The 24,418-nt window shown below is 58.7% G+C and carries 15 protein-coding genes; 9 read left to right on the forward strand and 6 right to left on the reverse strand.

The genetic code is table 11. The features are described from left to right. Nucleotide 1 precedes the first annotated feature (1 nt). Nucleotides 2-445, reverse strand: a complete 444-nt coding sequence (gene wzb / locus ACNQ0W_RS14095; RefSeq protein WP_003862078.1) for a low molecular weight protein-tyrosine-phosphatase Wzb — start codon at nt 443-445, stop codon at nt 2-4. A gap of 6 nt (nt 446-451) precedes the next feature. Continuing rightward, on the reverse strand, nt 452-1,588 hold the full coding sequence (locus ACNQ0W_RS14100) for a polysaccharide export protein (protein ID WP_003862079.1): 1,137 nt from the start codon (nt 1,586-1,588) through the stop codon (nt 452-454). Between the two features lie 693 nt (nt 1,589-2,281). On the opposite strand from ACNQ0W_RS14100, the gene ACNQ0W_RS14105 reads away from it, so the two are divergent. Next, the gene (locus tag ACNQ0W_RS14105) at nt 2,282-3,865 is read left to right on the forward strand and encodes a TerC family protein (RefSeq protein ID WP_062932806.1); all 1,584 of its coding nucleotides are present in this window, start codon (nt 2,282-2,284) and stop codon (nt 3,863-3,865) included. Nucleotides 3,866-3,977: 112 nt separating this feature from the next. Here ACNQ0W_RS14105 and asmA read toward each other — a convergent pair whose 3' ends face one another. The 3 genes from asmA to udk all read right to left on the reverse strand — a co-directional run bounded on the left by asmA (nt 3,978) and on the right by udk (nt 7,166). Further along, complete coding sequence (gene asmA / locus ACNQ0W_RS14110) at nt 3,978-5,828, reverse strand: outer membrane assembly protein AsmA (RefSeq protein WP_062932805.1); 1,851 nt, start codon at nt 5,826-5,828, stop codon at nt 3,978-3,980. Between the two features lie 23 nt (nt 5,829-5,851). Then, complete coding sequence (gene dcd, locus ACNQ0W_RS14115) at nt 5,852-6,433, reverse strand: dCTP deaminase (protein ID WP_006811250.1); 582 nt, start codon at nt 6,431-6,433, stop codon at nt 5,852-5,854. A 91-nt stretch (nt 6,434-6,524) separates the two neighbouring features. Continuing rightward, nucleotides 6,525-7,166 carry a uridine kinase gene (udk, locus tag ACNQ0W_RS14120; protein ID WP_000130320.1) on the reverse strand — a complete coding sequence of 214 codons (642 nt, stop codon included), beginning with the start codon at nt 7,164-7,166 and terminating at the stop codon, nt 6,525-6,527. A 342-nt stretch (nt 7,167-7,508) separates the two neighbouring features. On the opposite strand from udk, the gene ACNQ0W_RS14125 reads away from it, so the two are divergent. Beyond that, the gene (locus ACNQ0W_RS14125; RefSeq protein ID WP_057056934.1) at nt 7,509-10,838 is read left to right on the forward strand and encodes a diguanylate cyclase; all 3,330 of its coding nucleotides are present in this window, start codon (nt 7,509-7,511) and stop codon (nt 10,836-10,838) included. Here the strand turns inward: ACNQ0W_RS14125 and alkA are convergent. Next, nucleotides 10,803-11,675: a DNA-3-methyladenine glycosylase 2 gene (gene alkA / locus ACNQ0W_RS14130; RefSeq protein ID WP_062932804.1), complete on the reverse strand. Its 873-nt coding sequence runs from the start codon at nt 11,673-11,675 to the stop codon at nt 10,803-10,805. The two genes, ACNQ0W_RS14125 and alkA, sit on opposite strands and share 36 nt — an antisense overlap. 130 nt (nt 11,676-11,805) lie before the next feature. Here alkA and yegD point away from each other — a divergent pair, with 130 nt between their 5' ends. The 7 genes from yegD (at nt 11,806) to baeR (ending at nt 24,308) form a co-directional block, all read left to right on the forward strand. After that, the gene (yegD, locus tag ACNQ0W_RS14135; RefSeq protein ID WP_062932803.1) at nt 11,806-13,158 is read left to right on the forward strand and encodes a molecular chaperone; all 1,353 of its coding nucleotides are present in this window, start codon (nt 11,806-11,808) and stop codon (nt 13,156-13,158) included. Between the two features lie 215 nt (nt 13,159-13,373). Next, nucleotides 13,374-14,573, forward strand: coding sequence for an MdtA/MuxA family multidrug efflux RND transporter periplasmic adaptor subunit (locus ACNQ0W_RS14140; protein WP_062932802.1), 1,200 nt, complete (start codon nt 13,374-13,376; stop codon nt 14,571-14,573). Beyond that, the gene (locus ACNQ0W_RS14145; RefSeq protein ID WP_032619335.1) at nt 14,573-17,695 is read left to right on the forward strand and encodes an MdtB/MuxB family multidrug efflux RND transporter permease subunit; all 3,123 of its coding nucleotides are present in this window, start codon (nt 14,573-14,575) and stop codon (nt 17,693-17,695) included. The genes ACNQ0W_RS14140 and ACNQ0W_RS14145 overlap by 1 nt, the downstream gene beginning before the upstream one ends. Continuing rightward, a complete protein-coding gene (mdtC, locus tag ACNQ0W_RS14150; protein WP_121478780.1) occupies nt 17,696-20,773 on the forward strand; it encodes a multidrug efflux RND transporter permease subunit MdtC in 3,078 nt (1,025 codons plus the stop codon). Next, nucleotides 20,774-22,189: an MFS transporter gene (locus tag ACNQ0W_RS14155; protein ID WP_062932800.1), complete on the forward strand. Its 1,416-nt coding sequence runs from the start codon at nt 20,774-20,776 to the stop codon at nt 22,187-22,189. After that, a complete protein-coding gene (baeS, locus tag ACNQ0W_RS14160) occupies nt 22,186-23,589 on the forward strand; it encodes a two-component system sensor histidine kinase BaeS (RefSeq protein WP_062932799.1) in 1,404 nt (467 codons plus the stop codon). Before ACNQ0W_RS14155 ends, baeS begins: the two co-directional genes overlap by 4 nt. Then, a complete protein-coding gene (gene baeR / locus ACNQ0W_RS14165; RefSeq protein WP_015572364.1) occupies nt 23,586-24,308 on the forward strand; it encodes a two-component system response regulator BaeR in 723 nt (240 codons plus the stop codon). The genes baeS and baeR overlap by 4 nt, the downstream gene beginning before the upstream one ends. Nucleotides 24,309-24,418 lie beyond the last annotated feature (110 nt).

Below are 24,418 nucleotides of genomic sequence, written 5' to 3' on the forward strand. Positions count from 1 at the left end.
GTTATCCCTGCTGAGCTTTCAGTGCCTGCGCCCACTGACGGGCAGACTGGTCTAGTAAGGTGTATACCGCCTCAAAGGCCTCGCGGCTCTTGCGATACGGATCGGGAATTTCGCGCTCACCATCCCAGTGACCAAACAGCATCACCTTGCCGCGCATCTCCGGTGCGATATCGCACAGCGCGTGAATGTGGCGTTTTTCCATCGCGAGGATCAGGTCGTATTCCCGGCACATCCGGCCAGAGACCTGACGGGCAACGTGCCCGTCGAGTGAGAGGTTATGCTCAAGGGCAACGCTTGCGGCACGTTCGTCGGCACCTTTTCCGACCAGCGCGCCCAGCCCTGCGGAGTCGACCGTTAACGCAGGCTGGTAATTTTTCAACAGCCTTTCAGCCGTGGGGGAACGGCAAATGTTCCCCACGCACACCACCAGAATTTTGTTAAACATCGCGGCTTACCAGTTATGAACGTCGCTCGCCGTATCCGTCATGTAGCGAACGCCACTGATGGTAGGCAGCAACTGGTTGATCAGACGGTTCCAGCGGGCAACCGGCGCGGTGGTGACATAGACCACATCGTACGGCTGGAGACGGAACGACGTTGCCATGACCAGGGACGTCGCGTCGGACATATCCAGCTGGTAGATGTTGGCAATCTTGCCCTTCGCGTTCTCGCCTTTGATAGGACGGATCACGAAGATACCGCTGGCGTTGGAGGCGGTCAGATCGATGCCTTCCGCATTGCCCAGCGCTTCGGTCAGGGTCATACCGCTGAAGTCCATCTTGAGGGTGCTCTGTTTCTTCACTTCACCCATCACGAACACTTTCAGATCGTCGTTGCGCGGCACGTACAGAATGTCGCCCGGATAAAGGAGGCGGTTCTGGGTCAGGTCACCGTTTTGCATCAGCGCCTGAAGCGAAATGCGCTGCTCTTTGCCGTTGTGGGTCAGCACCACGTTGCGCCAGTCAGCGCCATCGGTTAAGCCGCCTGCGGCATTGATCGCATCGAGAACGGTGAGCGGGACGTTAGTGATCGCCTGCTGGCCGGATTTATTGACCTGGCCAGAGATATAGGCTTTCTGGGATCGGAACGCGGCGATATTAACGTCCACCTGCGGGTCAGCAATGTACTGCGCCAGGCGGCCGGTAATATCACTACGGATCTCAGCAAGCGTTTTGCCCGCGACGTGCACTTTGCCAATGTAGGGATAGAACATGGTGCCGTCGGACTGTACCCAGTTACCGGTGTCGCTTGAGCTGCGGTACTGGCCCGCAGGCGTGGTCAGTTCAGGATGATCCCAGACGGTCACGTTAATGACGTCACCCGGACCCACGCGATACTGGTAAGAGGCAATTTCCTGGTCCAGAGACATATTTGGCTGAGCAACATTTGGACGTGGGCGTAATTGTTCTACCAGACGTGGGGTTAATGGATACACATTCACCATTTTGTCGAGATCAAAATCAGCATCCTGCTGTTTAATCACATCCTTGCCCATTGTCGACATATTGCTGCCGGGAAAGACCGTGCAACCACTCATCAAGGTCACAGACACCAATAATGGCATCAATTTCATTTTGGATTTCATCATTGATTATTTATCACTTTGGCAGAGTAATTATCCTGTGCAATTAAAATAAGCGCGGGTCGTGGTGACAATCAGAATGCAGTTAATCATTTAGCAATATAACTGGCATCAGTCCTAAAAAAAGCTTATTCATCGATTGGCTATTGACAGAATAATTGAGGCTGATTCACACGCTTTCAGGCACGCTACCGCCCTTGGCTTTCAGTTACCAATCCACTGACTAAACAATGCTTTATGGTTAGACACCCTCTTGGATAAGGCCTTTTGCGAAATATATCAAACGCCTCACAGGGGCGATTGATAATGTATAACCTTCACCAAAGACCGAAACAAAAATAGCAACAAGGAGATTTAACATTTGATGCTGGAAGAATTGTTGCAGCTAACCTAATAGCAGGCAAGGAGACAACCGTCCTAATATTCGTTTTTAAGATTAATATTAAGAGCAAAGTTTTAAGGTTTTCGGATTTTCTTTATATTGACAAAATAGATCGCCGGACCATTTATTGCGATATTTCCTAAATATCGACTTGTATAATTAAATCTTCGCAATTAACTTATTTACACCGCCCGGAAAATGGGGTTTACCAGAGTGTAGCATTAAGAGAAATCTCACCCCGGCATTGCAATTTCCGTCGGCTTTATCCATGATCGAAGTGTGACATTAGTCATATAACAGAAGGTATTGCATTTACTATGGAATGGATTGCCGATCCATCAATCTGGGCCGGGCTGGTGACGCTGGTCGTCATCGAATTAGTGCTCGGCATTGATAACCTGGTGTTTATCGCCATCCTTGCCGATAAATTACCCCCTTCACAACGCGACCGCGCCCGCGTGACGGGTCTTCTGCTCGCCATGGTGATGCGTCTGCTGTTACTGGCCTCAATCTCCTGGCTGGTGACGCTGACCAAACCCTTATTCAGCGTGCAGGGTCTGAGCTTTAGCGCCCGCGACCTGATCATGCTTTTCGGCGGATTGTTCCTGCTGTTCAAAGCCACGGTTGAGCTTAATGAGCGGCTGGAAGGAAAAGACAGTGAAAACCCCACCCAGCGACGCGGCGCTAAATTCTGGCCGGTGGTCGCACAGATAGTGGTGCTGGATGCCGTCTTTTCTCTCGACTCCGTGATCACGGCCGTCGGGATGGTGGACCATCTGGCGGTGATGATGGCCGCGGTGATCATTGCCATCACCCTGATGGTGCTCGCCAGTAAAGCCCTGACGGGCTTCGTGAACAGTCACCCGACTATCGTCATCCTCTGTCTGAGCTTCCTGCTGATGATTGGCTTTAGCCTGGTGGCGGATGGTTTTGGCTTCCATATCCCGAAAGGGTATTTGTACGCCGCCATTGGTTTCTCGGTGCTGATTGAGTTTCTCAACCAGCTGGCCATTTTCAACCGTCGCCGTTTTCTCTCCGCGAACCAGACATTACGACAGCGCACCGCAGATACGGTGATGCGCCTGCTGAGCGGCAAAAAAGAGGATGCCGAGCTGGATGCTGAATCCGCGGCGATGCTTGCCGACCACAGCGACGGGCAGATCTTCAACCCCCAGGAACGCCGGATGATAGAGCGCGTGCTTAACCTCAACCAGCGCTCGGTGAGCAGTATCATGACCTCCCGCCATGACATTGAGCATATTGACCTGACGGCGCCGGAAGAGCAGATCCGTGCCCTGCTGGATAAAAACCAGCACACCCGCGTGGTTGTGACCGGCGGTGAAGAGGAAGAAGAGCTGCTGGGCGTCGTACACGTGATTGACCTCCTGCAACAGCAGCTTCACGGCGAGCCGCTCAACCTGCGGGCGCTGGTGCGCCAGCCGCTGGTGTTCCCGGAAGCGCTGCCGCTGCTCTCCGCGCTGGAGCAGTTCCGCAACGCGCGTACCCACTTCGCGTTTGTCGTTGATGAGTTTGGTTCTGTGGAAGGGCTGGTGACGCTCAGCGACGTGATGGAAACCATCGCCGGTAATCTGCCTAATGAGGTGGATGAGATCGATGCGCGTCACGATATTCAGAAAAACGCCGACGGCAGCTGGACCGCCAACGGCCATATGCCGCTCGAAGATCTGGTGCAGTTCGTTCCGCTTCCGCTGGACGAGAAGCGCGAATACCACACCATCGCCGGTTTGCTGATGGAATATCTGCAACGTATCCCGCAGCCGGGCGAAGAGGTTCAGGTGGGGGATTACATGATCAAAACCTTGCAGGTAGAGAGCCATCGCGTGCAGAAGGTGCAGCTGATACCGCTGCGCGGTGAAGATGAGATGGATTTTGAGGTGTAGGTAAAAGCAAAACGGCAACCTCGTTGCCGTTTTTAGTGTTTGCGCCCTCTCCCCGTGGGAGAGGGCCGGGGTGAGGGCATCAGGCCGCACATGCCACCCGGCACAACAGCCATCACAGCTTATCGAGCAGCTTTTTCACGTCCTTACCTGACTGAGACTCTTTATTGCGGTCCGCCCAGTCATTCAGCCGACGTTTCGCTTCATCCTGAAGGTGCTTACGCAGGATCTGATCGACCTGTAAACTGTAATTCAACTCCTGCCATTTTCCGTACACGCGCAGCGGTATCGGCGTCTCTTTCAGGAACTCAACAAGCTGTCCTTCGCCTTCCCAGCCAGCCTTCACGCGGACGTTGAAGCGGGTGTCTGCCGTCTCTTTCACCAGATCCAGCGCGCCGGTTCCGGTCAGGGCCAGCAGTGACGACGTCCCCTGCATGTCGTCCAGCGAGAGCTGACCGTTGTCGAGGGCAAGCTCACTGGTAAAGCTGTCGAGACGGGTTGCGCTGTCGTAGTTTTCATTCGCTTTCACGCTGCTGCTGCGCTCTACCGCCTGCTGCACCAGCTGCTGGAAGTTCAGCCCTTCCATGCGCGAATCTTTCAGCTCAACGTGCGCCTGCCCCTGCCAGCTACGACGGAAGGCGTCCGCATCAATCTTCGTACCAGAGAAATCCCCTGCCAGCGACAGCTGCCCCGTGAGGGCAATCGGGTAATTAAAGGCTTTCAGGATGGAGCCAATCTCAACGTTTTCCAGACGCGGCTGGAACGCGGCGCTGGCAACGTCGTTGCGTACATCCAGCGTGCCCGGCAGGGAGAGGTTCCCTGCTCCCATTTTTCCGCTGAGCTCGGAGATGACCAGCAGGCCGTTGTGGTTGAACATCTGGCTGCTGACGTCAGTGAAATCAATTCCACGCCAGCGCACGCTGTTCGCTTTCAGCAGAATGTCGGCGGTAAATCCGCGCAGGCCATTGTAGTCAGGCAGATCGAGATTTGAGGAGATCACCGGACGCGACTGTGTGACCTGGCTTTGCCCCTCCTGCGCGACTCCCTCATCGGTCGCGTTCACCGGTTGGGGCGCAAGCAGGTTCTCGAGGTTCAGCTTGTCGAATTGCAGATCCAGCACCCACTTAGGTTTCTCATCAAGCGTGACGCTCGCCTGCCCCTTCAGGGCACTGTCGTTGGCCTGGAGGTTGAGCGCGTTCAGTTCGAGCTGTTTGCGCTCTTCATGCCACACCGCCTGCATCGTGCCCTGGCCGACAATCCCCTTCGCGGGTAAATCCGCGCCGGTCAGCTGCCAGTTGAGCTGCTGAACGTCCGCCGTCAGCTGGTGCGGATAGTCAGAGGCGTTCACGTTCGCGTTCATCGACAGGTTGAGATCGCGCTGATTGCGGTTGATCCGCCCGGAGAACTCCATGGTGGCGTGATGGTTGGCGTCCTGCTCCATTCTGAGGTTGATATTGCGTACGGTGATCTGTTCGTCATCCTCATGCTGGAAAACCAGCACGCTGTCAGCCACTTTCAGATTACCAATATCGAACGACCAGCCGGTGTCAGAGGGGACGTCAGGCAAGGTGTTTTCACGCGGTGCGACCGGCGCATCCGCCTGACGAACGGCTTCGGTTTGCGGCGTAAGCTGAATCACCGCCCCTTTCAGCATCACCTGTTCTACCTGGAGCTGATGGGATAAAAGCGGGATGAGCGCGACATCAAGACGCATGTTATCCGCCGTGACCAGCGGCTGCGCGGCGCCCGGCGCGGTGAGAGACATACGTCCGGAGAGAATGCTGAGCTGAGGCCAGACGTGCCAGCGCAGCGGCCCGTCCAGCTTGAGTTCATACCCGCTGCGCGCTTCCACCTGCCGCACCATATAGGCCCGGAAGTCATTCGGGTTAACCAGCAGCACCAACGCTGAAAGGCCAGCCACCAGCACCACCAGCAAAATCATCAGCGTTGTCAGAACTCTTCTCATGGCTTCCTCAGTGAACTCACAGATCAGTCTTTATCGATACGACTGGCAACCGCACCCTGCTGGTCGCGATATTTTGCGTCCTGACGGCGGTTATAAGGACGGTCTGCCGGGCCGGTCAGCGGTTCAAAGCTCAACGCACCGATCATCATTCCCGGACGAAGCGCCAGCGGCAGTTTACCGGCGTTAAAGAACTCCAGCACGATACGGCCAGACCAGCCCGGATCGATACGGTGCGCGGTGACGTGCACCATCAGGCCCAGACGCGCCAGGGAAGAGCGTCCATCAAGCCAGCCGACCAGATCCGCAGGCAGCGTGACCGATTCAAAGGTCACCGCCAGCGCCAGTTCGCCAGGATGGAGATAAAACGCCTCTCCTTCTTCGATGACGATTTCGTCGCTCATGACGCGATCCAGCGCCGCGCTGACTTCGTCTTTCGGCCCGCTGAGGTCGATAAACGGTGCCGTGTGGCCGCTGAAGGTGCGGAATTTATTCCCCAGACGCACATCGACGGTCACGCCGTTAATACGCTCAACCGGCGGACGCGGGGTGATAGACAGGCGGCCTTCATCCAGCCAGGCTTCTATATCGCGGTCACAAAGACGCATGGCACTTTCTCCTTTCGTGCATCGCGCCCTGAAGCCTTACGGCGTCAGGGCAAAACCAGGTTATCTCTGAACGGTACACAATTCACACGGCTTATTCAAAAAACTGACTGATTTTCGCTTTTAAGATATCAATGGCAATCCGGTTTTTACCGCCGCGAGGCACGATAATATCGGCGTATTGTTTCGAAGGCTCAATAAATTGCAGGAACATCGGGCGAACGGTTTTCTGATATTGCGCCATTACGGAGTCCATGGAGCGGCCGCGTTCATTAACGTCGCGTTTAATACGCCGCATCAGGCAGATATCCAGCGGGGTATCGACGAAAATCGAGAAGTTCATTGATTCGCGCAGACGGGCGTCGGTGAGCAGCAAAATCCCTTCAAGGATAATCACCTTCTTGGGCTCGATGCGGATCGTTTCCTGAGTGCGGGTATGTTCCACGTAGCTGTAGACGGGCAGCTCAATCGCCTCGCCGCGCTTCAGCGCTTCCAGATGCTGGAACAGCAGGCTGTGATCCATCGCACTGGGATGGTCGTAGTTGGTTTTTACGCGCTCTTCCATCGAGAGATGGGATTGATCTTTGTAATAGCTATCTTCGGGAATAACACCGATATGCTCATCACCCACTTGTTCACGCAGTTCGCGATAAAGCGTACTGGCAATAAGACTTTTACCTGAAGCCGATGCGCCGGCGATGCCTATGATGACGCACTGATGAGACTTATCAGTCATAAATTTAGCGACCTGATTAACCTGGATGTAAGGAAGGACGACGCCGGAGCGTCAAACGCGGCAATTATAGGGATTTCGGGGACGTGATACCAGTCGAATGCGCAGGTTATGCGAGGCGGGCTGAAAAGCGCCGTTTCACGCCTTTAGCGAAATTTTTACGCGCGGTTTTTCGCCATTTCATCACCCTTCTTCGCAGAGTAACTATTTTATAAGTCTATGAAGTCAAAATCTGACCACTCAGCATATGAATTGTAAAATGTTTGTACTAGCATAAACCAAATTAATAATTTCACGCGTCCGGACCTGGCTCCTGACAACATGGCGTCCCTGGATAGAGCGGTAATGAATAAACAATACCAGCGGGTTTTGGTTACTACCCCACATCCTTTACTGCGGCTTGTCTGTCTGGGTCTGGTCACGTTCATCTTCACCTTATTTTCCCTCGAGCTGACTCGCTTCGGTACGCTGCTGGCGCCATTATGGTTCCCGACTTCAATTATGATGGTGGCGTTTTACCGCCACGCGGGAAAAATGTGGCCCGGGATTGCCCTCGCCTGCTCCTTTGGCAATATCTTTGCCTCGTGGATGCTCTTCTCATGGGCATCGCTCAACATCACCTACACGGCGATCAATATCATTGAGGCCACGGTTGGCGCGCTGTTACTGCGTAAACTGCTCCCCTGGTATAATCCGCTGCAAAACCTCAACGACTGGGTCCGGCTTGCCCTCGGCAGTGCCCTGGTGCCGCCGCTGGTGGGGGGCGTACTGGTTCATTTTCTGGTGCCGAGCGCGGAGCCGCTGCGTAATTTCCTTGTCTGGGTACTTTCAGAGGCCATTGGCGCGCTGGCGCTGGTGCCGTTAGGTCTGCTGTTTAAACCGCATTACCTGCTGCGCCACCGCAACCCGAAACTGCTGCTGGAAACGCTGGTGACCCTGGTCGTCACGCTGGTTCTTAGCTGGACGGCAATTACCTGGCTGCCGTGGCCATTCACCTGCATCATCGTTCTGCTGATGTGGAGCGCGGTACGTCTGCCGCGTATGGAAGCGTTCCTGATATTTTTATTCACCATCATGATGGTATCCCTGATGATGGCGCGAAATCCGCTCTCCATGACGCCCTCCACCATGATCGTCACCTTCAATGCGCCGTGGCTCCCCTTCCTGATGATGCTGCTCCCCGCCAACATTATGACGATGGTGATGTATGCCTTTCGGGCCGAGCGTAAACATATTACGGAAAGCGAAGAACGTTTTCGCAATGCGATGGAGTATTCCGCGATTGGTATGGCGCTGGTGGGCATTGAGGGCCAGTGGCTTCAGGCTAACAAGGCGCTGTGCAATTTCCTCGGTTACAGCCAGTCAGAGCTTCAGTCGCTCACGTTCCAGCAGTTAACCTGGCCGGAAGATTTAAATACCGACCTGGAGCAGTTGCAACAGCTGATTCACGGCGAGATCAACACCTACAGTCTCGAAAAACGCTACTACACCCGTAGCGGCGAGGTGGTGTGGGCGCTGCTGGCCGTCTCCGTTGTGCGCCATGCCGACGGCACGCCGCTCTACTTTATTGCCCAGATTGAAGACATCAACGATCTGAAACAGACCGAGTGGGTGAATAAGCGTCTGATGGAGCGTATCACCCTCGCTAACGAAGCCGGTGGCATCGGGATTTGGGAGTGGGATCTCGAGCCGGACGTGATCAGCTGGGATAAACGGATGTTTGAGCTGTACGAGATCCCCCCGCACATTAAACCCACCTGGCAGCTCTGGCATGCGGCCATGGTGCCTGAAGATCGTACGCACGCCGAACAGGTCCTGCGTGAGTCACTCCAGGCCAGGGTGCCTTTCAAGCTGGAATTTCGCATTCGCGTCAAGGATGGCATTCGCCACATTCGTTCGCTGGCGAACCGGGTGCTGAACAAACAGGGCGAAGTGGAGCGGCTGTTAGGCATCAACATGGATATGACCGAGGTGAAGCAGCTGAACGAGGCGCTGTTCCAGGAAAAAGAGCGCCTGCATATCACCCTCGACTCCATCGGCGAAGCGGTGCTGTGCACCGACATCGACATGAACATCACCTTTATGAACCCGGTCGCCGAGAAGATGAGCGGCTGGTCGCAAAGCGAAGCGCTGGGTCAGCCCGTTCTGAAGGTGCTGCACATTACCTTCGGCGAGAACGGTCCGTTAATGGAAAACATCCACAGCGGCGATATGTCCCGTACCGATATCGAACAGGATGTGGTGCTTAACTGCCGCAATGGCGGCAGTTTCGACATTCATTACAGCATTACCCCCCTCAGTACTCTGGAAGGGCACACCATCGGCTCGGTGCTGGTGATTCAGGACGTCACCGAGTCGCGCAAAATGCTGCGCCAGCTGAGCTACAGCGCTTCCCATGACGCCCTGACCCACCTGGCGAACCGCGTCAGCTTTGAAAACCATCTGAAGCGTCTGTTGCAGACGGTACAGGAGACCCATCAGCGTCACGCGCTGGTCTTTATCGATCTTGACCGTTTCAAGGCGGTGAACGATACGGCAGGCCACGCGGCGGGCGACGCTCTCCTGCGCGAACTCTCTTCACTGATGCTGACCATGCTGCGCTCCAGCGACGTGCTGGCGCGTCTGGGCGGCGACGAGTTTGGCCTGCTGCTGCCGGACTGCAACGTCGAAAGCGCACGCTATATTGCGGGCCGGTTGATCGACGCCATCAACAACTATCATTTTTCCTGGGAAGGACGCCTGCACCGCATTGGCGCCAGCGCGGGGATTACGCTGATTGACGACACCAATTACCAGGCTGCGGAAGTGATGTCGCAGGCTGATATCGCCTGCTACGCCTCGAAAAACAGCGGGCGCGGCGTGGTCACCGTCTACGAACCCCAGCAGGAGCGGATCCACAGCACGCGCAGCATGATGTCGCTGGATGAGCAGTGGCACATGATTAAAGATAACCATCTGCTGATGATCGCCCGCAGCGTCGCCTCGCCGCGCATTCCCGAGAGCAGTAGCTTCTGGCTGATTTCCTTGCGGCTGTGGACCAGCCAGGGGGAAGTGCTGGAAGAGCATGCCTTCCGCGCCGGGCTGGCGGAGCCGGAGCTGCTGCACGCCCTGGACCGACGGATATTCAGCGAATTTTTCCGTACCTATGCCGCACAGGTGGCGGCCAAAGGGATGGGCGTCGCGCTGCCGCTCTCAGAGGCGGGTTTAGCCAGCGTCACGCTGGTGGATGAGCTGCTTGACCTGATCACCAAAGGACCGCTGCCGGCGCGGCTGCTGCATCTGGCGATCGCCGCTGATGTGCTGAGCAATACGGATGAAAACGTGCAGCAGGGTCTGCAAAAGCTTCGTCAGGCTGGCTGTCGCGTGGTGCTGACCCGGGTCGGACGCGATATGAACGTCTTCAGCCAGCTCAGCGCCAACACCGCTGATTATCTGCTGCTGGATGCAGACGTGGTGACCAACGTCCACGGCAATCTGATGGATGAGATGATGGTGACAATCATTCAGGGCCACGCCCAGCGTCTGGGCATAAAAACCATTGCCGGGCCATGCCATCAGTCGATCATGATGGATACGCTATCGGGCATCGGCGTTGACTTCATTTACGGCGACACCATCGGGGAAGCGCAGCCGCTTGATCTACTGCTGAATACCAGCTATTTCGCCATCAACTGACGGCGACCAGCCGTCGGTGTACCAGATATGTAACAGCGCATACGAGCGCCACGGCTGCCAGCGCTCGGCGTAGCGACGGATCTGCGCGGGCGTCATACCGGCAAAGCGCTGTTTAATCAGATAGTCATCCGGCAGGAAAACATCCTTCGCCTGCCAGCCGCGCAGGGCCAGGTAATTCGCGGTCCAGCGCCCGATGCCGGGGCGCTGCTGTAGCGCCTTCATCCCGGCCTCAACGTTCTCAGGCGGGAACAGCGGGAATTCACCGTCCACCACCGACTGCGCCAGATGAATCAACGACTCCGCACGCCTGAGCGGCATCCCGAGGGCTTTCAACGCCAGCGGATCTGCCGCGGCCAGCACCTCTGGCGGAGGAAAGCAGAGATAGCCCGGCGCATCCTCAATGGGTTCACCGCACAGCGCCACCACCCGAGACGCCAGTTTTGCCGCCATCGCCACGCTCACCAGTTGTCCGAGAATGGCGCGCACGCCCTGCTCGTAGGCATCCATCGCGCCCGGCAAACGTAAGCCCGGCCGCGCCGCGCCGAGATCGCCCAGGGTCTGCGCAATGTGCAGCGGGTCGCAATCGAGGTCAAACAGGCGGGAGATGCGGTCGAGGCAGATATCCGCCACCGGGATCAGGCCAGGACTGAGCGACACCGCCAGCGTATGGGTTGCGCTGTCGGGCGTAGCCCGGAAAACGCCCTGGTGCCCGGCATAGCCAAAACTGCGCTCGTAGTAATCCGCCGTAACGGTCTCAACCCCCGTGACCGCACGCGCGGCAAGAAAGCCAAACATCCACGACCAGTCATAGGGCGGTTGCCAGTTCAGGGTGTACATTGTCTCTCCTTTTGTATTTACCTCAGCATAAACCGAAAGATCGCGTTGCGCCTTGCTTTCATATTCCTGTTGTCGCCTGGCAGACATTTCGCTAAAGTCTCGCCCCTTCTCACCGGCATGGGGATTTATTGTGTTTATTGGATTCGACTACGGCACCGCAAACTGCTCGGTTGCGATAATGCAAAACGGACAACCGCAGCTCCTGAAAATGGAAAACGGCAGTACGCTGTTGCCGTCAATGCTTTGTGCGCCCACGCGTGAAGCGGTGAGCGAGTGGCTGTTCCGCCATCATCAGGTTCCGGCCACGGCGGCAGAGACCCAGGCGCTGCTGCGCCGTGCGGTCAGCTTTAACCGCGAGGAAGATATCGACGTTACCCCGTCCAGCGTGCAGTTCGGCCTCTCTTCCCTCGGGCAGTACATTGACGATCCGGAAGAGGTCTACTTCGTTAAATCACCGAAATCATTCCTCGGCGCCAGCGGCCTGAAGCCGCAGCAGGTGGCGATGTTTGAAGATCTGGTCTGCGCAATGATGCTGCACATCCGCAATCAGGCGCAGTCCCAGGTGCCGGATGCCATCACCCAGGCGGTGATTGGCCGTCCGATTAACTTTCAGGGGCTGGGCGGCGACGAAGCCAACCAGCAGGCGCAGGGGATCCTTGAGCGTGCAGCGCACCGGGCAGGCTTCCGTGACGTGGTGTTCCAGTATGAGCCGGTTGCGGCGGGGCTGGATTTTGAGGCCACGCTGACGGAAGAACAACGGGTGCTGGTAGTGGACATCGGTGGCGGTACGACGGACTGTTCATTACTGCTGATGGGTCCGCAGTGGCATCACCGTCGCGATCGTGAAAACAGTCTGCTGGGGCACAGCGGCTGCCGCGTGGGCGGGAACGATCTGGATATTGCCCTGGCCTTCAAGAGCCTGATGCCGCTGCTCGGTATGGGCGGTCAAACCGAGAAAGGCATCGCCCTGCCGATCCTGCCGTGGTGGAACGCGATTGCCATCAACGATGTGCCTGCGCAGAGTGATTTTTACAGCACCGCGAATGGCCGTTTCCTCAACGATCTGGTGCGTGATGCGCAGGATGCAGAGAAGGTCGCGCTGCTGTATAAGGTGTGGCGTCAGCGCCTGAGCTACCGGGTCGTGCGCACCGCCGAAGAGAGCAAAATTGCCCTTTCCGATCGTCCAGAGCATGCGGTTTCGCTGCCGTTTATCAGTGACGATCTGGCTACGGCAATCACCCAGGAAGGGCTGGAAATGGCGCTGACTCAGCCGCTTCAGCGTATTCTGGAGCAGGTGCAGTTGGCGCTTGAGAACGGCAAAGTGAAGCCGGACGTGATTTACCTGACCGGCGGTAGCGCCCGTTCGCCGCTGATCAAGAAAGCGCTGGCAGAACAGCTGCCGGGGATCCCGATTGCCGGCGGCGATGACTTTGGCTCCGTTACGGCAGGGCTGGCGCGCTGGGCGCAGGTGGTGTTTAGCTAATGGGGTTGTGCCGGGTGGCGGCTTCGCCTTACCCGGCCTACAAGATCTTCCAACCGTAGGCCGGGTAAGCGCAGCGCCACCCGGCGAAGGCGAAACAGCGCGCCACACTCAGACAATTCCCGACAGTCTTCCATATTTCCTCCATTTTTCCGCTGTGTTAGCTGACTAAACTAGTATCATTCCCCGAAAGAGTTTCAGGATGAGAACGTATAACGATGAAAGGCAGTAACAAATCCCGCTGGGCAATCGCCGTTGGTCTGATTGTGGTGGTCCTGGCCGCCTGGTACTGGCACAGCCAGTCCGCGAACTCCACGGCACCTGCTGGCGCTAATAGCCCCTCACAACGCTCAACGGGCGGCGGGCGCCACGGTATGCGCGGCGGTGCGCTGGCACCGGTGCAGGCGGCAACGGCGGTGAATAAAGCGGTGCCTCGTTATCTCTCCGGGCTGGGAACCATCACTGCCGCCAATACCGTGACGGTACGTAGCCGCGTGGACGGTCAGCTGATGGCCATCCACTTCCAGGAAGGTCAGCAGGTGAAAGCGGGCGATCTGCTGGCGGAAATCGATCCAAGCCAGTTTAAGGTAGCCCTGGCGCAGGCGCAGGGGCAGCTCGCGAAAGACAAAGCCACCCTCGCCAATGCCCGCCGCGATTTAGCCCGCTATCAGCAGCTGGTAAAAACCAACCTCGTGTCGCGCCAGGAGCTGGACACCCAGCAGTCTCTGGTCAGTGAATCTCAGGGCACCATCAAGGCCGACGAAGCCGCGGTCGCCAGCGCCCAGCTCCAGCTCGACTGGAGCCGGATCACCGCACCGATTGAGGGCCGCGTGGGCCTGAAACAGGTTGATATCGGCAACCAAATCTCCAGCGGCGATACCACGGGCATCGTGGTGATCACCCAGACGCACCCTATCGATCTCGTCTTTACCCTGCCGGAAAGCGACATTGCGACGGTGATACAGGCGCAGAAGGCCGGAAAAGCGCTGGTGGTTGAAGCCTGGGATCGCACCAACAAGCAGAAGCTGAGCGAAGGTTCGCTGCTGAGCCTGGATAACCAGATCGACACCACCACCGGCACCATCAAGCTAAAAGCACGCTTCAACAATCAGGACGATGCCCTGTTCCCGAATCAGTTCGTCAACGCGCGAATGCTGGTCGCGACCGAAGAAAACGCGGTGGTGATCCCGACGGCGGCCCTGCAAATGGGCAGTGAAGGCAACTTTGTCTGGGTGCTGAACAGCGAAAACAAGGTCAGCAAACATCTGGTGAAAACCGGCATCCAGGACAGCCAGACGGTGGTGATCAGCGCCGGGCTGTCCGCTGGCGACCGCGTCGTCACCGACGGTATTGACCGGCTGACCGAAGGGGCGCAGGTCGAGGTGGTGGAAGCGCAGGATACAGGAGCAAAAGCCTGATGCAGGTCTTGCCGCCGAGCTCTACAGGTGGGCCATCACGCCTGTTTATCTTACGTCCGGTTGCGACGACCCTGTTGATGGTGGCGATCCTGCTGGCTGGGATCATTGGCTACCGTTTTCTGCCCGTGTCGGCGCTGCCGGAAGTGGACTACCCGACCATTCAGGTTGTCACCCTCTATCCGGGCGCCAGTCCGGATGTGGTGACGTCCGCCATCACCGCCCCGCTGGAGCGTCAGTTTGGCCAGATGTCTGGCCTGAAGCAGATGTCCTCCCAGAGCTCCGGCGGCGCTTCGGTCGTCACGCTTCAGTTCCAGCTCACGCTGTCGCTGGACGTCGCCGAGCAGGAGGTGCAGGCCGCGATTAACGCCGCCACTAACCTGCTGCCGTCTGACCTGCCGAATCCACCGGTTTACAGCAAGGTCAACCCGGCGGATCCGCCGATCATGACCCTTGCCGTCACCTCCTCCGCCATGCCGATGACCCAGGTGGAAGACATGGTTGAAACCCGCGTGGCGCAGAAGATTTCGCAGGTGACCGGCGTGGGGCTGGTGACGCTGGCGGGCGGTCAACGCCCCGCCGTGCGCGTCAAACTGAATGCCCAGGCCATTGCCGCGCTGGGGTTAACCAGCGAAACCATCCGCACCGCCATCAGCAGCGCCAACGTCAACTCAGCGAAGGGGTCGCTAGACGGCCCGACCCGCGCGGTCACGCTCTCCGCCAACGACCAGATGCAGTCCGCCGATGAGTACCGTCAGCTGATCATTGCCTACCAGAACGGCGCGCCGATCCGCCTGGGCGACGTAGCCACCGTCGAACAAGGCGCGGAAAACAGCTGGCTCGGGGCGTGGGCCAATAAGCAGCAGGCGATAGTCATGAACGTTCAGCGCCAGCCGGGCGCGAATATTATTGATACCGCCGACAGCATTCGCACCATGCTGCCGCAGCTGGTGGAAAGCCTGCCAAAATCGGTCAGCGTGAAAGTGCTCTCTGACCGCACCACGAATATTCGCGCGTCAGTGACCGACACCCAGTTCGAGCTGATGCTGGCGATTGCGCTGGTGGTGATGATCATCTACCTGTTCCTGCGCAACGTCCCGGCAACCATCATTCCCGCCGTCGCCGTGCCGCTCTCGCTGGTCGGAACGTTCGCGGTGATGGTGTTTCTCGACTTTTCGATTAACAACCTGACGCTGATGGCGCTCACCATCGCCACCGGGTTTGTGGTGGACGACGCCATCGTGGTAATCGAGAACATCTCGCGCTATATCGAAAAAGGTGAAAAGCCGTTAGCCGCCGCGCTGAAGGGCGCGGGGGAGATTGGCTTTACCATTATCTCGCTCACCTTCTCGCTGATTGCGGTGCTGATCCCGCTGCTGTTTATGGGCGATATCGTCGGGCGGCTGTTCCGCGAGTTTGCCGTGACGCTGGCGGTCGCCATTCTGATCTCTGCCGTGGTGTCGCTGACGCTGACGCCGATGATGTGCGCCCGCATGCTGAGCCACGAGTCCTTGCGCAAGCAAAACCGCTTCTCGCGCGCCTCCGAGCGGATGTTCGAGCGCATTATCGCCGCCTACGGCCGCGTGCTGGCAAAAGTGCTGAACCATCCGTGGGCGACGCTCGGCGTGGCGCTCGGCACCCTGGCGCTCAGCGTCATGCTGTGGATTTTCATTCCGAAAGGCTTCTTCCCGATTCAGGACAACGGCATTATTCAGGGCACGCTTCAGGCGCCGCAGACGGTCTCCTTCGCCAACATGGCGCAGCGCCAGCAGCAGGTGTCTGAGATCATCATGAAAGATCCGGCGGTGGAAAGCCTGACTGCCTACGTGGGCGTGGACGGCACCAACCCGTCGCTCAACAGCGCGCGCCTGCAAATTAACCTTAAACCGCTCGATGACCGCGACGATCGCGTCAACGCGGTAATTGAGCGCCTGCAAAGCGCGGTGGCGCGCGTGCCGGGCATTGAGCTGTATCTGCAACCGATCCAGGATTTAACCATTGATACGCAGGTGAGCCGCACGCAGTACCAGTTTACGCTCCAGGCCACCTCGCTTGAGGCACTCAGCACCTGGGTGCCGCAGCTGGTGGACAAGCTGAAAGCACTGCCGCAGGTTTCTGACGTCAGCAGCGACTGGCAGGATAAAGGGCTGGCGGCGTACGTGAACGTCAACCGCGACACCGCCAGCCGTCTGGGCATTACCATGTCCGACGTGGATAACGCCCTGTATAACGCCTTTGGTCAGCGACTGATCTCCACCATTTACACCCAGGCCAACCAGTATCGCGTGGTGCTGGAACATAACACCGAGAACACGCCCGGGCTGGCCGCGCTGGACACGGTGCGCCTGACCAGCAAAGACGGCGGGATTGTGCCGCTCAGCGCCATTGCCAGCGTGGAAGAGCGTCACACCCCGCTGTCGATTAACCATCTCGATCAGTTCCCGTCCACCACCATTTCGTTCAACGTGCCGGACGGGTATTCCCTTGGCGAAGCGGTGGAGGCCATTCTGGGCGCGGAGAAAGAACTCAGCTTCCCGTCAGATATTCAGACCCAGTTCCAGGGCAGTACGCTGGCGTTCCAGGCCGCGCTGGGCAGCACCGTCTGGCTGATTGTCGCGGCGGTGGTGGCGATGTATATCGTGCTTGGCGTGCTGTATGAGAGCTTTATCCACCCGATCACCATCCTCTCCACCCTGCCGACGGCGGGCGTGGGGGCGCTGCTGGCGCTGATGCTGGCGGGGAGCGAGCTGGACGTCATTGCGATCATCGGCATCATCCTGCTTATCGGCATCGTGAAGAAAAACGCCATCATGATGATCGACTTTGCGCTGGCCGCCGAGCGCGAGCAGGGTATGGCGCCGCGCGAGGCCATTTACCAGGCCTGTCTGCTGCGTTTTCGTCCGATCCTGATGACCACCCTCGCCGCCCTGCTGGGCGCGCTGCCGCTGATGCTGAGCACCGGCGTGGGGGCCGAACTGCGCCGTCCGCTGGGCATCGGGATGGTGGGCGGCCTGCTGGTAAGCCAGGTGCTGACGCTGTTTACCACGCCGGTTATCTACCTGCTGTTTGACCGTCTGGCTCTGTGGACGAAAAGTCGCTTCCCGAAACGTGAAGAGGAGGCGTAAGTGAAGTTTTTCGCCCTCTTCATTTACCGTCCGGTGGCGACGATTTTACTCTCCATCGCTATCACCCTGTGCGGCGTGCTGGGCTTCCGGCTGCTGCCGGTGGCCCCGCTGCCGCAGGTCGATTTCCCGGTGATTATGGTCAGCGCCTCGCTGCCGGGTGCATCGCCGGAAACCATGGCGTCATCGGTGGCGACGCCGCTTGAGCGCTCGCTTGGGCGAATTGCCGGGGTTAACGAGATGACCTCCAGCAGCTCGCTGGGCAGCACGCGCATCATTCTGGAATTTAACTTCGACCGGGATATCAACGGCGCGGCGCGTGACGTGCAGGCCGCGATTAACGCCGCCCAAAGCCTGCTGCCGAGCGGCATGCCGAGCCGTCCAACCTACCGCAAGGCCAACCCGTCCGACGCGCCGATCATGATCCTGACGCTCACGTCAGAGACCTACTCCCAGGGCGAGCTGTACGATTTTGCCTCCACCCAGCTGGCGCAAACCATCGCCCAGATTGACGGCGTGGGCGACGTGGACGTCGGCGGCAGCTCTCTGCCCGCCGTGCGCGTGGGGCTGAATCCGCAGGCGCTGTTTAACCAGGGCGTGTCGCTGGACGACGTGCGTTCCGCCATCAGCAACGCCAACGTGCGTAAGCCGCAGGGCGCGATTGAGGACAGCAGCCACCGCTGGCAGATCCAGACCAACGACGAGCTGAAAACCGCCGCCGAATATCAGCCGTTGATTATTCACTACAACAACGGCGCGGCAGTGCGCCTGAGCGACGTCGCCAGCGTCACCGATTCGGTGCAGGACGTGCGTAACGCCGGGATGACCAACGCCAAACCGGCGATTTTGCTGATGATCCGCAAGCTGCCTGAAGCCAACATCATCCAGACGGTGAACAGCATCCGCGCGCGCCTGCCGGAGCTTCAGGAAACCATTCCGGCGGCCATCGACCTCCAGATTGCTCAGGACCGCTCCCCTACCATCCGCGCCTCGCTTGAGGAGGTAGAGCAAACGCTGATCATCTCCGTCGCGCTGGTGATCCTGGTGGTGTTCCTGTTCCTGCGCTCGGGGCGCGCCACGCTGATCCCGGCGGTGGCGGTCCCGGTATCGCTGATAGGCACCTTTGCCGCCATGTACCTGTGCGGCTTTAGTCTTAACAACCTGTCGCTGATGGCGCTGACGATTGCCACCGGGTTTGTGGTGGATGACGCCATCGTGGTGCTGGAAAATATTTCGCGTCATCTGGAAGCGGGCATGAAGCCGCTCCAGGCGGCGCTTCAGGGGACGCGCGAAGTGGGCTTCACGGTCCTGTCCATGAGCCTGTCGCTGGTGGCGGTGTTCCTGCCGCTGCTGCTGATGGGCGGCCTGCCGGGGCGACTGCTGCGCGAATTTGCCGTCACGCTTTCCGTCGCCATCGGTATCTCCCTGGTGATTTCGCTGACGCTGACGCCGATGATGTGCGGCTGGATGCTAAAGCGCAGCCAACCGCACTCGCAGCCGCGCAGGAAAGGCTTTGGCCGCGTCCTGATGGCGATGCAGTCCGGCTACGGCAAATCGCTGAAGTGGGTGCTGAACCACACGCGTCTTGTCGGGCTGGTGCTGATCGGCACCATCGTGCTCAACGTCTGGATGTATATCACCATCCCGAAAACCTTCTTCCCGGAGCAGGATACCGGCGTACTGATGGGCGGTATTCAGGCGGACCAGAGCATTTCGTTCCAGGCGATGCGGGGCAAACTGCAAGACTTTATGAAAATCATCCGGGAAGATCCGGCCGTGGATAACGTGACCGGCTTTACCGGCGGCTCGCGCGTTAACAGCGGGATGATGTTTATTACCCTTAAGCCGCGCGGTGAACGTCACGAAACGGCGCAGCAGATCATTGACCGCCTGCGGGTGAAGCTCGCCAAAGAGCCGGGGGCGAATCTCTTTTTGATGGCCGTTCAGGATATCCGCGTCGGCGGACGACAGGCTAACGCCAGCTATCAGTACACCCTGCTCTCGGATGACTTAGCCGCCCTGCGCGAGTGGGAGCCGAAGATCCGTAAAGCGCTGGCCGCGCTGCCGCAGCTGGCGGACGTGAACTCCGACAGCCAGAACAACGGCTCGGAGATGGCGCTCACCTACGATCGCGAAACCATGTCCCGCCTGGGCATTAACGTTGAAGCGGCCAACAGCCTGCTTAATAACGCCTTCGGGCAGCGTGAAGTCTCCACCATCTACCAGCCGATGAACCAGTACAAGGTGGTGATGGAAGTTGATCCGCGCTATACCCAGGACATCAGCGCGCTGGACAAAATGTTTGTGATCAATAATGACGGCAAGGCGATCCCCCTGTCGTACTTCGCCAGCTGGCAGCCGTCGAACGCGCCGCTGTCGGTGAACCACCAGGGGCTTTCCGCCGCCTCGACCGTGTCGTTTAACCTGCCAACCGGCTCGTCGCTGTCTGAGGCCAGCGACGCCATAAACCGCGCCATGACCCAGCTCGGGGTGCCCTCCTCCGTGCGCGGCAGCTTTGCCGGCACGGCGCAGGTGTTCCAGGACACCATGAACTCGCAGGTCATTTTGATCCTGGCGGCTATTGCCACGGTGTATATCGTGCTGGGCGTGCTGTACGAAAGCTACGTGCATCCGTTGACCATTCTCTCCACGCTGCCTTCTGCGGGCGTGGGGGCGCTGCTGGCGCTGGAGCTGTTCGGTGCCCCATTCAGCCTAATCGCGCTCATCGGGATCATGCTATTAATAGGTATTGTGAAGAAAAACGCGATTATGATGGTCGACTTTGCCCTGGACGCCCAGCGTAACGGCAACCTGACGCCGGACGAGGCGATATTCCAGGCCTGTCTGCTGCGTTTTCGCCCGATCATGATGACCACCCTGGCCGCGCTGTTCGGTGCCCTGCCGCTGGTCATATCCGGCGGTGACGGCTCTGAACTGCGCCAGCCGCTGGGGATCACGATTGTCGGCGGCCTGGTGATGAGCCAGCTGCTGACGCTCTACACCACGCCGGTAGTCTATCTGTTCTTTGACCGCCTGCGGCTGCGTTTTTCGCGTAAAAAGAGAACCACGGTGACCGAGTAAATGACCGACCTACCCAGTAACGTTCGCTGGCAATTGTGGATCGTCGCGTTCGGCTTCTTTATGCAGTCGCTGGACACGACCATCGTGAACACCGCCCTCCCCTCGATGGCGAAAAGCCTGGGGGAGAGCCCGCTGCACATGCATATGGTGATTGTCGCCTACGTGCTGACGGTCGCCGTAATGCTGCCTGCCAGCGGCTGGCTGGCGGATAAAGTCGGCGTGCGAAACATCTTCTTCACCGCCATTGTGCTGTTTACCACCGGGTCGCTGTTTTGCGCCCAGGCCAATACCCTCGACCAGCTGGTGATGGCGCGCGTGCTACAGGGCGTCGGCGGCGCGATGATGGTGCCCGTCGGGCGGTTAACGGTGATGAAAATTGTTCCGCGCGCACAGTATATGGCGGCGATGACCTTCGTCACCCTGCCCGGTCAGGTCGGCCCGCTGCTTGGCCCGGCGCTGGGCGGTATTCTGGTGGAGTATGCCTCCTGGCACTGGATCTTCCTGATCAACCTGCCGGTCGGTATTATCGGCGCGATTGCCACCCTGACGCTGATGCCGAACTATAAAATGCAGACCAGGCGCTTTGATTTCTTTGGCTTTATCCTGCTGGCGGCTGGCATGGCGACGCTCACCCTGGCTCTCGACGGGCAAAAAGGGCTGGGGATCTCCTCCCTGTCGCTCGCCCTGCTGGTGGTGCTGGGGATCACCGCGATTCTCTGGTATCTGTGGCATGCCAGAGGCAACGCTAACGCGCTGTTCAGCCTGAATCTGTTCAGGAATCCCACCTACCGTCTTGGTCTCTTCGGCAGCTTTGCCGGACGCATCGGCAGCGGCATGTTGCCGTTTATGACGCCGGTGTTTTTACAGATTGGGATGGGCTTCTCGCCGTTCCACGCCGGGCTGATGATGATCCCGATGGTGCTCGGCAGCATGGGGATGAAGCGTATTGTGGTGCAGGTGGTGAACCGCTTTGGCTATCGCCGGGTGCTGGTGGCCGCCACGATCGGGCTGGCGCTGGTCTGCCTGCTGTTTATGGCCGTGGCGCTGCTGGGCTGGTACTACATTCTGCCGCTGGTGCTGTTCTGCCAGGGGATCATCAACTCCATGCGCTTCTCGTCGATGAACACCCTGACGCTGAAAGATCTGCCGGACGAGCTGGCGAGCAGCGGCAACAGCCTGCTGTCGATGATCATGCAGCTCTCCATGAGCGTGGGAGTCACGGTCGCCGGATTGCTGCTCGGCATGTACGGTCAGCACCATCTCAGCGCCGACACCCCCGTCGCGCATCAGGTCTTTTTATACACTTACCTCAGCATGGCGGTAATTATCGCCCTGCCCGCTTTTATCTTTGCCAGAGTACCGAATGACACGACCAAAAACGTCGTGATCCGACGCGGCAAAAGGAGTGCACCATGAAATTCTGGCGTCCGGGGATCACCGGCAAGCTTTTTGTGGCGATTTTCGCCACCTGTATCGTCCTGCTGATTACCATGCACTGGGCGGTGCGGGTCAGCTTTGAGCGCGGCTTTATTGACTACATTAAGCACGGTAACGAACAGCGATTACAGGGCTTAAGCGACGCGCTGGGCGAACAGTATAGCCTGCACGGTAACTGGCGTTTTCTGCGCAATAACGATCGCTTTGTGTTTCAAATCCTGCGCTCGCTGGAGCACGATAACGACGACGACCGTCCGGGGCCGGGCATGCCGCCGCACGGCTGGCGCACCCAGTTCTGGGTGATTGACCAGGAGATGCGCGTGCTCGTAGGCCCGCGCGCTCCGGTACCGCCGGACGGTACAAAGCGCGCCATTACCTCGAACGGCGCCACGGTGGGCTGGGTTATCGCCTCGCCGGTCGAGCGGCTGACGCGCAACACCGACATTAACTTTGACCGCCAGCAGCGTCAGACCAGCTGGCTGATTGTCGCGCTCTCAACCCTGCTTGCGGCGCTCGCCACCTTCCCACTGGCGCGCGGCCTGCTGGCGCCGGTTAAGCGCCTGGTGGAAGGCACGCATAAGCTGGCGGCGGGTGATTTCTCGACCCGCGTGGACACCCGCAGCCAGGATGAACTGGGCAAGCTGGCGCAGGACTTCAACCAGCTCGCCAGCACGCTGGAAAAAAACCAGCAGATGCGCCGCGATTTTATGGCCGATATTTCGCACGAGCTGCGCACCCCGCTGGCGGTGCTGCGCGGCGAGCTGGAGGCGATTCAGGACGGCGTAAGGCAGTTCACCCCCGAGTCCGTGGCCTCGCTACAGGCGGAAGTCGGCACGCTGACCAAGCTGGTGGACGATCTGCATCAGCTTTCCATGTCCGACGAAGGCGCCCTGGCCTACCAGAAAGCCCCGATCGACGTTATAAATATCCTTGAAGTCGTGACCGGTGCCTTCCGCGAACGCTTCGCCAGCCGTGACCTGAAAATCAACCTCTCGCTGCCGGACAGCGCGGTGGTATTTGGCGACAGGGATCGCCTGATGCAGCTGTTCAATAATTTGCTGGAGAACAGCCTCCGCTACACCGACGGCGGCGGCGCGCTGCATATCTCCGGCAGGCAGGAAAACGGGCGCTTTGCCCTGACCTTTGCGGACTCTGCCCCTGGCGTGAAGGATGCGCAGCTGGAAAAACTGTTCGAGCGCTTCTATCGCACCGAAGGTTCACGCAACCGCGCCAGCGGCGGTTCCGGCCTCGGGCTGGCGATTTGCGTTAACATTGTGGAGGCCCACGGCGGCACCATCCGCGCCGCCCATTCGCCTTTTGGCGGGGTTAGCATTACAGTAGAGTTACCTCTGGAACGGGATTTATCGAGGGAAGCATGACCGAGTTACCGATTGACGACAACACACCGCGTATTTTGATCGTGGAAGACGAGCCTAAACTTGGGCAACTGCTGATCGACTATTTACGCGCTGCGAGCTACGCGCCAACGCTTATCAGCCACGGCGACCAGGTGCTGCCCTACGTGCGCCAGACGCCGCCGGATCTGATCCTGCTGGATCTGATGCTGCCGGGTACCGACGGCCTGACCCTGTGCCGGGAAATTCGTCGTTTCTCCGATGTGCCCATCGTGATGGTGACGGCCAAAATCGAAGAGATCGACCGTCTGCTGGGGCTCGAAATCGGCGCCGACGATTACATCTGCAAGCCTTACAGCCCGCGGGAGGTGGTCGCTCGGGTGAAAACCATCCTCCGCCGCTGTAAGCCACAGCGTGAATTGCAGGTGCTGGATGCGCAAAGCCCGCTGATCGTCGACGAAAGCCGCTTCCAGGCGAGCTGGCGCAGCAAACTATTGGATCTCACCCCAGCGGAGTTCCGCCTGCTGAAAACGCTCTCCCACGAGCCGGGCAAAGTGTTTTCCCGCGAGCAGCTGCTCAACCATCTGTATGACGATTACCGCGTAGTGACCGACCGCACCATCGACAGCCACATCAAAAACCTGCGCCGCAAGCTGGAGGCGCTGGACGCCGACCAGTCGTTTATTCGCGCGGTGTACGGCGTGGGGTATCGCTGGGAAGCGGATGCGTGCAGGATTGCCTGACAAAATTCTCCCCTCACCCTAACCCTCTCCCCAAAGGGGCGAGGGGACTAAAATACCCTCTCCCCTTTGGGGAGAGGGCTGGGTGAGGGGTAAGGACGCTTTACCTCTCT

Source organism: Enterobacter cloacae complex sp. 6730903, from assembly GCF_048283985.1.
Taxonomy (GTDB): Bacteria; Pseudomonadota; Gammaproteobacteria; order Enterobacterales; family Enterobacteriaceae; genus Enterobacter; species Enterobacter hormaechei_C.

Bases quoted from the DNA above. Each gene is read 5' to 3' on its own strand.
- dcd (WP_006811250.1), bottom strand. From the start codon at position 6,433: ATGCGTCTTTGTGACCGCGATATAGAAGCCTGGCTGGATGAAGGCCGC.
- wzb (WP_003862078.1), bottom strand. From the start codon at position 445: ATGTTTAACAAAATTCTGGTGGTGTGCGTGGGGAACATTTGCCGTTCC.
- baeR (WP_015572364.1), top strand. From the start codon at position 23,586: ATGACCGAGTTACCGATTGACGACAACACACCGCGTATTTTGATCGTG.
- ACNQ0W_RS14105 (WP_062932806.1), top strand. From the start codon at position 2,282: ATGGAATGGATTGCCGATCCATCAATCTGGGCCGGGCTGGTGACGCTG.
- ACNQ0W_RS14155 (WP_062932800.1), top strand. From the start codon at position 20,774: ATGACCGACCTACCCAGTAACGTTCGCTGGCAATTGTGGATCGTCGCG.
- ACNQ0W_RS14145 (WP_032619335.1), top strand. From the start codon at position 14,573: ATGCAGGTCTTGCCGCCGAGCTCTACAGGTGGGCCATCACGCCTGTTT.
- ACNQ0W_RS14140 (WP_062932802.1), top strand. From the start codon at position 13,374: ATGAAAGGCAGTAACAAATCCCGCTGGGCAATCGCCGTTGGTCTGATT.
- baeS (WP_062932799.1), top strand. From the start codon at position 22,186: ATGAAATTCTGGCGTCCGGGGATCACCGGCAAGCTTTTTGTGGCGATT.
- asmA (WP_062932805.1), bottom strand. From the start codon at position 5,828: ATGAGAAGAGTTCTGACAACGCTGATGATTTTGCTGGTGGTGCTGGTG.
- ACNQ0W_RS14100 (WP_003862079.1), bottom strand. From the start codon at position 1,588: ATGATGAAATCCAAAATGAAATTGATGCCATTATTGGTGTCTGTGACC.
- ACNQ0W_RS14125 (WP_057056934.1), top strand. From the start codon at position 7,509: ATGAATAAACAATACCAGCGGGTTTTGGTTACTACCCCACATCCTTTA.
- udk (WP_000130320.1), bottom strand. From the start codon at position 7,166: ATGACTGATAAGTCTCATCAGTGCGTCATCATAGGCATCGCCGGCGCA.
- alkA (WP_062932804.1), bottom strand. From the start codon at position 11,675: ATGTACACCCTGAACTGGCAACCGCCCTATGACTGGTCGTGGATGTTT.